Genomic DNA, 6611 nt, shown 5'->3' on the forward strand with positions numbered 1-6611 from the left:
CGCGGTGCAGTCCGTCCAGGCGCGGGTCGGGGCGCCGCACGGCTGGCGCAGCACCGCCCGCACCGACGCGGACTGGGCGGCGCACCTCGCCGAGCACCCGCGCCGCCAGTACTGGCTGCTCACCCACGACGGCGAGCCCGCCGGCGTCGCCAACCTGGAGCCGCACCCGGGCGGCGACGTGGAGATCACCACCTTCGGCCTCGTCCCCGAGCACGTCGGGCGGGGCCTCGGCGGCTACGCGCTGACGCTCGCGCTGCGCCAGGCGTGGGCCACCGAGCCGCTCGGCGCGGACGCCGTCCGCCGGGTCTGGCTGCACACCGACACCAACGACCACCCGAACGCCCTGCGCAACTACGAGAAGCGCGGCCTGCGCCCGTACGACGTCCGGACCGAGACCGACGGGACCGCCTGAGACGCCGAGGGCGAGGGTCAGTCGAAGAGGTCCGGGTCCGAGACGGCGATCTGGTCCCACAGCGGGCGGGCCTGGAACCAGCCGGCCAGGGAGCTGCCGATCTGGTCGCGGGTGCGCAGCGCCGTCTCGCGGTCGATCAGCTTGGGCGTTCCGGCGGCCATCGCGAGGAGCTGCGCCTGGCAGGAGCGCTCCATCGTGACGAACCACCAGACCGCCTCGGCGACGGACTGTCCGACCGTCAGCAGGCCGTGGTTCTGCAGGATGACGGCCTTGTGCGGGCCGAGGGCAGCGCCGATCCGCTTGCCCTCCTCCAGTTCGTTGACCACGCCGCGGTAGTCGCTGTAGACGGCGTGGTCCTCGAAGAAGGCGCAGGCGTCCTGGGTGATCGGGTCGAGCGGGATGCCGAGGCTGGCGAACGCCTTGCCGTGCAGGGAGTGGGAGTGCGCGGCGGCGATCGTGTCGGGGCGGGCGGCGTGCACCTGGGAGTGAATGACGAACGCGGCCTTGTTGACCGGGCGGTTGCCGTGCAGCAGGTTGCCCTCGTGGTCGACGAGGATCAGGTCGGAGGCCTTGATCTGGCCGAAGGCCATGCCGAACGGGTTGACCCAGAACCACTGCGGGTTCTCCGGGTCCCGCACGGTGATGTGGCCCGCGACGCCCTCGGAGAACCCGAAGCGGCCGAACAGCCGGAAACCGGCGGCGAGTTGCTCCTTGCGGTACTGGCGCTCGGCCTCGACGGAGTCGAAGGTCGGCGGCAGCGGGAAGGTGACGCCCTCCGGCACGGGACCGACGGCGGCGGCGAGGGATGCGGGGAGCGGGGTGGTCATGGCGTCCTCCCGGGTGGGGGTGCGAGTGCCTTCCCTCGGGATGATACGAGGATGTATCCGATACGTCGATGCATCGGTTGCACTTTCCCCGGGACCGGGCCTCAGCCCGACGCCTCCGTCAGCCCGACGCCTCCGTCACCGCGCCCAGGATCGTCGCGAGGAAGCGGCGCTCCAGCTCGCCGGGCGGCAGCACCTCGGGCTCGACGTAGCTCTGCGCCAGGCCGCCCTCGCGGATCGCGATCAGCAGCCGGGCCAGGTCCTCCGCGTCCACGGTGAGCCGCAGGCCGACCCGCTCCAGCTGGGCGCTCAGGCCCCGGGCGAGCTCCGCCCGCAGCCGGGCGTCGTGCCGGGCCAGCACCCAGCCGGCCTGCCGGTCGCGGATCGCGAGGAGGGTGAACTCGGTGGTCACGAGGTACCAGTCCCGCTCGGCGGGCTCGATCCGGGCGATCCGCTCGGCGAACTCGGCGAGGGTGGCGTCCCCGGCGGGCAGCGCGTCGGCCAGCTCGGCCAGGCGGTCGACGATCTCCTGGCTGTGCTGGTCGAACAGGGCGAGGAAGAGCTCCTCCTTGCTGCCGAAGTTCGAGTAGAACGCACCCCGGGTGTAGCCGGCCCGGGTGCAGACCTGCTCGATCGTGGCGGCCTGGAAGCCGTGCTCGGCGAAGACGGCGAGCGCCGCCTCCAGCAGGGCGGCCCGGGTCACGGGGCGGCGCTTGGTGGTGCCCTTGGGCATCGGACCTCCGGGTTCGGATCGCCGGGCGCGGGTCCCGCGGCAGTGGCCCCGGGCGCGGATCGGATGCACGAGTGTATCGATCACCACCTCCGGGTCACCGCCGCCCAGCGATCTCCCCCGCCGTCCGCCCCGTCCACCCGCCGCCGCAGCGGTCCGCGGCCCCGGCGGATGCGGCGGATGGCGTTGGCATGCACCGTGGATACGTACAGCCCGCCCGCGCGGCGACGGTCCGTGCACCTGCGGACCGCCAAGGTCACCGGGCGTGCCGTCGACGATCGAAGGAGGCGCCATGCCCACCAGGTGGATCCCCCGCCGAGGTCCGGTCCTGACCGCCGTCGCCCTCGCCGCCCTGCCGGCCATCGCGTTCGTCGCACCCGGGCAGGCGGTGGCCTCCGCTCCCCCGCCGGCGGCGACCGCCACCGCGCCGGTCCGCTTCGTGGACCTGCCGAGCAGCCCGCTGCCGACGGACCGCACGCCGCACCGGATCACCCTGACCTACCGCAACCCCTCCTCGACGGACCGCACCGTCGCCCCGCAGATCCTCGTCGAGTCGCCCGACAAGGGGCCCTTCCTCGTCACGTCCGATGTCAGGCTCGAACTGCTCGGCGCCGACGGGCGGTGGCGGACCGTGCCGCTCGGGAGCCAGACCGGCACGCTGTTCACGACCCTCACCTCCGCGAAGATCGTCCTGCACGGCCACCACACGCTCACCGAGCACTACCGGCTGACGGTCCTCGCACCCGCCCACGGCACGATCGAACCGCGCGTGGCGCTGTACTCCTGACCCGCAAGCACCCAAAAGGCCAGGGAGCACGCGATCAGGCGTGCTCCCGCAGGAAGGCCCCCGCGTGGGCCGCGGCCACCTCCGCGCTCACGTGGCGCTCCCCGTCGTCCGCCGCGCCGCGGACCCCGTCGGCGCCCGTGGCGCTCCAGCGCCAGCCGCCGCCCGGCGTCTCGACCAACTGCGCCGTCCCGCCGAAGAGTTCGAGGCTGCCCGCCGCCTGCGCCGGCCGCTGAACGGCGTCCGGCCATTTCTTCCGCGCGCCCTGCCGGGTGATGCCCCACACGGCGCCGAGCTGCTCGTAACTCGCCCCGTACGAACCGGCGGTGCCCGCCGCCGTCGCCGCCAGCTGCTTGACCGCGCCGTCCACGACCTTCCACGCGGCGAGGACGGACAGCGCCACCTCGGCCGGGTCCGCGTCCCACATGCGATCCTGCGCGAGCCCGGTCCGCCGGGAGCGGATGGCCGCGGCCAGGGGGTCCAGGGCGTCGCACAGCGCCTTGTCGAGTGCCGCCTGTTCTTCCCGCGTGATTTCAGGCATCATCATGCGACAACCATAGTTTACGGATTCGGCTTTCGGTAACAAAAGTTACCGAGATGAGGGGGGATCGTCCATGGGCGTCGCATTCGACCCGGAACTGCACGCCGCGCTGGCGGCCGTCGGCACGCCCGAGCCGCTCACACCGGCGGGACTCGCGGACTGGCAGGCGCGGGACGCGGCCTCCCGGCCCCGGCCGACGGCCGAACGGCTGCGGGACGGCGGCCGGTTCGAGGTCGCCGAGCTGCGGGCGCCGGTCGCGTGGGACGGCAGCGAGGTCCGGCTGGTGACGGCCCGGCCCGCCGGGCTCGCCGGGCCGCTGCCCGTCCTGTACTACCTGCACGGCGGCGGGATGGTCTCCGGCAACGCGTGGTCCGTCCTCCCGCGCCTGCTGCGCGAGACGGCCGGACCGCTCGGGCTCGCCGTCGTCTCCGTCGAGTACCGGCTGGCACCGGGCGCGCAGTACCCCGCGGCCGTCGAGGACTGCTACGCCGGGCTCTGCCACACCGCCGAACTCGCCGACGAGCTGGGCCTCGACGCCACGCGCCTCGTCCTCGGCGGCAAGAGCGCCGGCGGCGGACTCACCGCAGCCCTCGCCCTGCTCACGCGCGACCGCGGCGGGCCGGTGCCGATCGGCCAGCTGCTCCTCAGCCCGATGCTCGACGACCGCGGCGACACGCACTCCAGCCACCAGCTGGCCGGCCACGACACCTGGGACCGCACCTCCAACGCCACCGCCTGGCAAGCCCTGCTGGGCGAGCGGTACGGCGCCGCCGACCTGCCGCCCTACGCCGCCCCCGCCCGCGCGACCGACCTCGCCGGACTGCCCCCGGCCTACGTCGAGGTCGGCTCGGCCGAGACCTTCCGGGACGAGGCGGTGGCCTACGCCGACGCGATCTGGCGGGCCGGCGGCGCGGCCGAACTCCACGTCTGGCCAGGCGCGTTCCACGGCTTCGACACCCTCGCACCGCAGGCGGCCCTCAGCCGGGACGCCCGCGACGCCCGCACCCGCTGGCTGCGGCGGATCCTCGGGTCCTGAAACGCGGCCGGGGCGTCAGGGGTGAGCGCCGTCCCCGTAGACGCCGCCGGCGGCGTCGGTCAGGCTCGCCATCAGCTCCGCGTGCCAGAGGTTCATGAAGTCCAGCCGGCGCCACCGGGGGTTGTGGTCCGGGTGGTCGCGGAAGCGGTCGGCCGTGCGGCACAGCCGCGCCCACCAGATCGACACGTCCTGGCGCAGCCGCTGGGTCTCGCCGGGCTCCTCCGTCCGGTACTCCTCCAGCACGACCTCCCAGGCCACCAGGAGGTCCGCGAGCTGGATGCAGTCGGCCGAGGTGATCTGTTCCAGGCGCTCGGCGGCGAAGTGGGCGTCACTGCCGACGGGCTGCGCGGCGACGATCTCGCGGAGCCGGGCGGCCAGGAACGTCCGCAGCGGATCGATGTCCTCGACGTGCAGGTCGTCGGAGAACTCCAGCAGTTCGGCGGGCTTGCGGGCGGCGGTCATCGCGGTCTCCCCTCCCGGTCCGGACAGTCGGGCGGACGTGGCGGGGCCTTCGCGCGCCGCCGCGTTCCGACTAGGACGATAGCGCGGAGTTCCCCGCCGAGGTGGCTGTTCCACGGCTGTGACACGTCGTCGACGCGGCACGGACCTGCGACTGCGAAGCTCCTACCTGTAACGAGAAAGCGCACGAGGGGGATCTGGAATGTCCGTTCGCACCGCAGTCCGCAACCGGTTCGGCACCGCCGCCGCGATAGCCCTGATGACCACCGTCGGTACCGTCCTGGTCTCCGCCTGCGGTCCCAACGACACCGGCAACGGCCCCGAGCCCACCGCCGCCCCGGGTACGGCTGCGCCGGGCACCCCGGCCCCGACCAAGAGCGGTGGCACGGGCGGGACGGGCAGCACGGGCGGAACGGGCGGAACGGGCAGCACCGGCAGCACGGGCGGCAGCGGCGGTTCCGGCGCGGGCAAGGAGACCAACGGCACCTCCGCGGCCAACCACCTCACCATCAGCACGGGCACCCAGACCGTCGTCATGAACGGCACCACCGTCGACTTCGGGACGGTCGTGCGCGACCTCGCGTGGTCCCCGGACGGCAAGCACGCCGCGTTCATCAACGGCGACGGCGACCTCGTCACCGCCAACCCCGACGGCAGCAACAAGGTGACCGTTGCCAAGAACCCGGGCGGCGAGACCTGGTCCCACCCGAGCTGGCAGCACGCCGAGAAGAGCGCGAGCGTCTCGGACAGCCCCGGCTTCCTGGAGCGCTTCAGCAACATCGTGTTCTCGTCGGCCAAGGGCGGCGTGCTCACCATGGAGACCGTCCCCGTCAAGGGCGGCAAGGCCCCCGAGACGCTCACCCCGGCCACCTACGACGGCGACGGCGGCGCCACGCAGCCGCCCAAGACCGGCAACACCTGGTCCAACGCCGGCGGCAAGCGCGGCGAGATCGCGTACGCCAACACGCCGGGCGGCGAGGTCTACATCTACGACCACTACATCCGGTCCAACACCCGCGACATGGGCAAGGGCTCGCAGCCGGCCCTCTCCCCCGACGGCGAGCAGGTCGTCTTCGTCCGCTCCGTGAACGGGCACGACCACCTGTTCGCCAAGAGCACGGACAACCAGGGCAAGGAGAAGGACCTCACCCCGTCGGCCACCACCGACTACACCGAGCCCGCGTGGTCCCCGGACGGGAAGACCATCGCCGTCCGCACCCCGGACGGGATCAGCACCCTGCCCGCCGACGGCTCCGCCGCCCCGACGCCCGTCTCGACGTTCAAGGGCCTGCCCGCCTTCCGGCCGTGATCGGGCGTCAGTCGCGAGCCCCGCGCGCCAACTCGGCGCGCAGCTCCGCCAAGTGCTCGTCCGCGTTCTCGTGCGGCAGGTACTCGACCACGTCGAGGAAGCGGAACAGCACCCGGGTCTCGGTGACGCCGTACTCGTAGTCTCCGTACCCGACCACCGCACCCCCACCACCGCGCACGGCGCCCCGGACCACGGCAGCAGTCAGCCCGTCCGGGGCGCCGTCGGCCGTGTTGCGCCGACGGGCGTTGGGCCGGGCCAGGTACGGGCAGACCATCGCGGCGTACAGCATGCAGGCCCGGTGCCCCGGCCCCTCCATCGTCGGCGCGAGGTTCCGGTACGGCCGCCCGGCGGCCAGCGCCTCCGCGATCGCCGCGCTCTCCTCCGCCCCGACCACCCGCCACACCGGCCCCTGCGGCATCAGCACGCCGCACACCGAACACCGCCGCTCCAGCGCACAGTTCGCGCTCCGCCCGTAGTCGGTCAGCGCGAACTGCGGCTCACCTCCCTCCCAGGGAG

At 73.6% G+C, this 6611-nt stretch carries 9 protein-coding genes; 4 read left to right on the forward strand and 5 right to left on the reverse strand.

Annotated features, from left to right (window positions below; translation table 11 throughout):
• The coding region (locus tag AB0O00_RS26075; RefSeq protein ID WP_363655665.1) for a GNAT family N-acetyltransferase at nt 1-412 on the forward strand (412 nt) is incomplete at its 5' end.
• Between the two features lie 17 nt (nt 413-429).
• On the opposite strand, the gene AB0O00_RS26080 is transcribed toward AB0O00_RS26075, so the two are convergent.
• Both AB0O00_RS26080 and AB0O00_RS26085 read right to left on the reverse strand, forming a co-directional pair.
• The gene (locus AB0O00_RS26080) at nt 430-1239 is read right to left on the reverse strand and encodes a class II aldolase/adducin family protein (RefSeq protein ID WP_363655667.1); all 810 of its coding nucleotides are present in this window, start codon (nt 1237-1239) and stop codon (nt 430-432) included.
• A gap of 118 nt (nt 1240-1357) precedes the next feature.
• Nucleotides 1358-1969 (reverse strand): TetR/AcrR family transcriptional regulator, encoded by a 612-nt coding sequence (locus AB0O00_RS26085; protein WP_363655669.1) that lies wholly within the window; start codon nt 1967-1969, stop codon nt 1358-1360.
• Nucleotides 1970-2258: 289 nt separating this feature from the next.
• On the opposite strand from AB0O00_RS26085, the gene AB0O00_RS26090 reads away from it, so the two are divergent.
• Nucleotides 2259-2753, forward strand: a complete 495-nt coding sequence (locus AB0O00_RS26090; protein WP_363655671.1) for a signal peptide protein — start codon at nt 2259-2261, stop codon at nt 2751-2753.
• A 34-nt stretch (nt 2754-2787) separates the two neighbouring features.
• On the opposite strand, the gene AB0O00_RS26095 is transcribed toward AB0O00_RS26090, so the two are convergent.
• Nucleotides 2788-3297 (reverse strand): hypothetical protein, encoded by a 510-nt coding sequence (locus AB0O00_RS26095; RefSeq protein ID WP_363655673.1) that lies wholly within the window; start codon nt 3295-3297, stop codon nt 2788-2790.
• 67 nt (nt 3298-3364) lie between these two features.
• Here AB0O00_RS26095 and AB0O00_RS26100 point away from each other — a divergent pair, with 67 nt between their 5' ends.
• Nucleotides 3365-4327, forward strand: coding sequence for an alpha/beta hydrolase (locus AB0O00_RS26100; protein ID WP_363655674.1), 963 nt, complete (start codon nt 3365-3367; stop codon nt 4325-4327).
• A gap of 15 nt (nt 4328-4342) precedes the next feature.
• On the opposite strand, the gene AB0O00_RS26105 is transcribed toward AB0O00_RS26100, so the two are convergent.
• Nucleotides 4343-4789 carry a hypothetical protein gene (locus AB0O00_RS26105; RefSeq protein ID WP_363655676.1) on the reverse strand — a complete coding sequence of 149 codons (447 nt, stop codon included), beginning with the start codon at nt 4787-4789 and terminating at the stop codon, nt 4343-4345.
• 199 nt (nt 4790-4988) lie between these two features.
• Here AB0O00_RS26105 and AB0O00_RS26110 point away from each other — a divergent pair, with 199 nt between their 5' ends.
• Nucleotides 4989-6095 (forward strand): hypothetical protein, encoded by a 1107-nt coding sequence (locus AB0O00_RS26110; RefSeq protein WP_363655677.1) that lies wholly within the window; start codon nt 4989-4991, stop codon nt 6093-6095.
• Between the two features lie 7 nt (nt 6096-6102).
• Here the strand turns inward: AB0O00_RS26110 and AB0O00_RS26115 are convergent.
• Nucleotides 6103-6611 (reverse strand): hypothetical protein (locus AB0O00_RS26115; protein WP_363655679.1); only part of this gene is annotated, 509 nt, incomplete at its 5' end.

This window comes from Kitasatospora sp. NPDC093558 (genome assembly GCF_040683475.1).
GTDB lineage: Bacteria > Actinomycetota > Actinomycetes > Streptomycetales > Streptomycetaceae > Kitasatospora.

Coding starts and splice junctions, on each gene's coding strand:
- AB0O00_RS26090 (WP_363655671.1), top strand. CDS start 2,259: ATGCCCACCAGGTGGATCCCCCGCCGAGGTCCGGTCCTGACCGCCGTC.
- AB0O00_RS26085 (WP_363655669.1), bottom strand. CDS start 1,969: ATGCCCAAGGGCACCACCAAGCGCCGCCCCGTGACCCGGGCCGCCCTG.
- AB0O00_RS26105 (WP_363655676.1), bottom strand. CDS start 4,789: ATGACCGCCGCCCGCAAGCCCGCCGAACTGCTGGAGTTCTCCGACGAC.
- AB0O00_RS26110 (WP_363655677.1), top strand. CDS start 4,989: ATGTCCGTTCGCACCGCAGTCCGCAACCGGTTCGGCACCGCCGCCGCG.
- AB0O00_RS26095 (WP_363655673.1), bottom strand. CDS start 3,297: ATGATGATGCCTGAAATCACGCGGGAAGAACAGGCGGCACTCGACAAG.
- AB0O00_RS26100 (WP_363655674.1), top strand. CDS start 3,365: ATGGGCGTCGCATTCGACCCGGAACTGCACGCCGCGCTGGCGGCCGTC.
- AB0O00_RS26080 (WP_363655667.1), bottom strand. CDS start 1,239: ATGACCACCCCGCTCCCCGCATCCCTCGCCGCCGCCGTCGGTCCCGTG.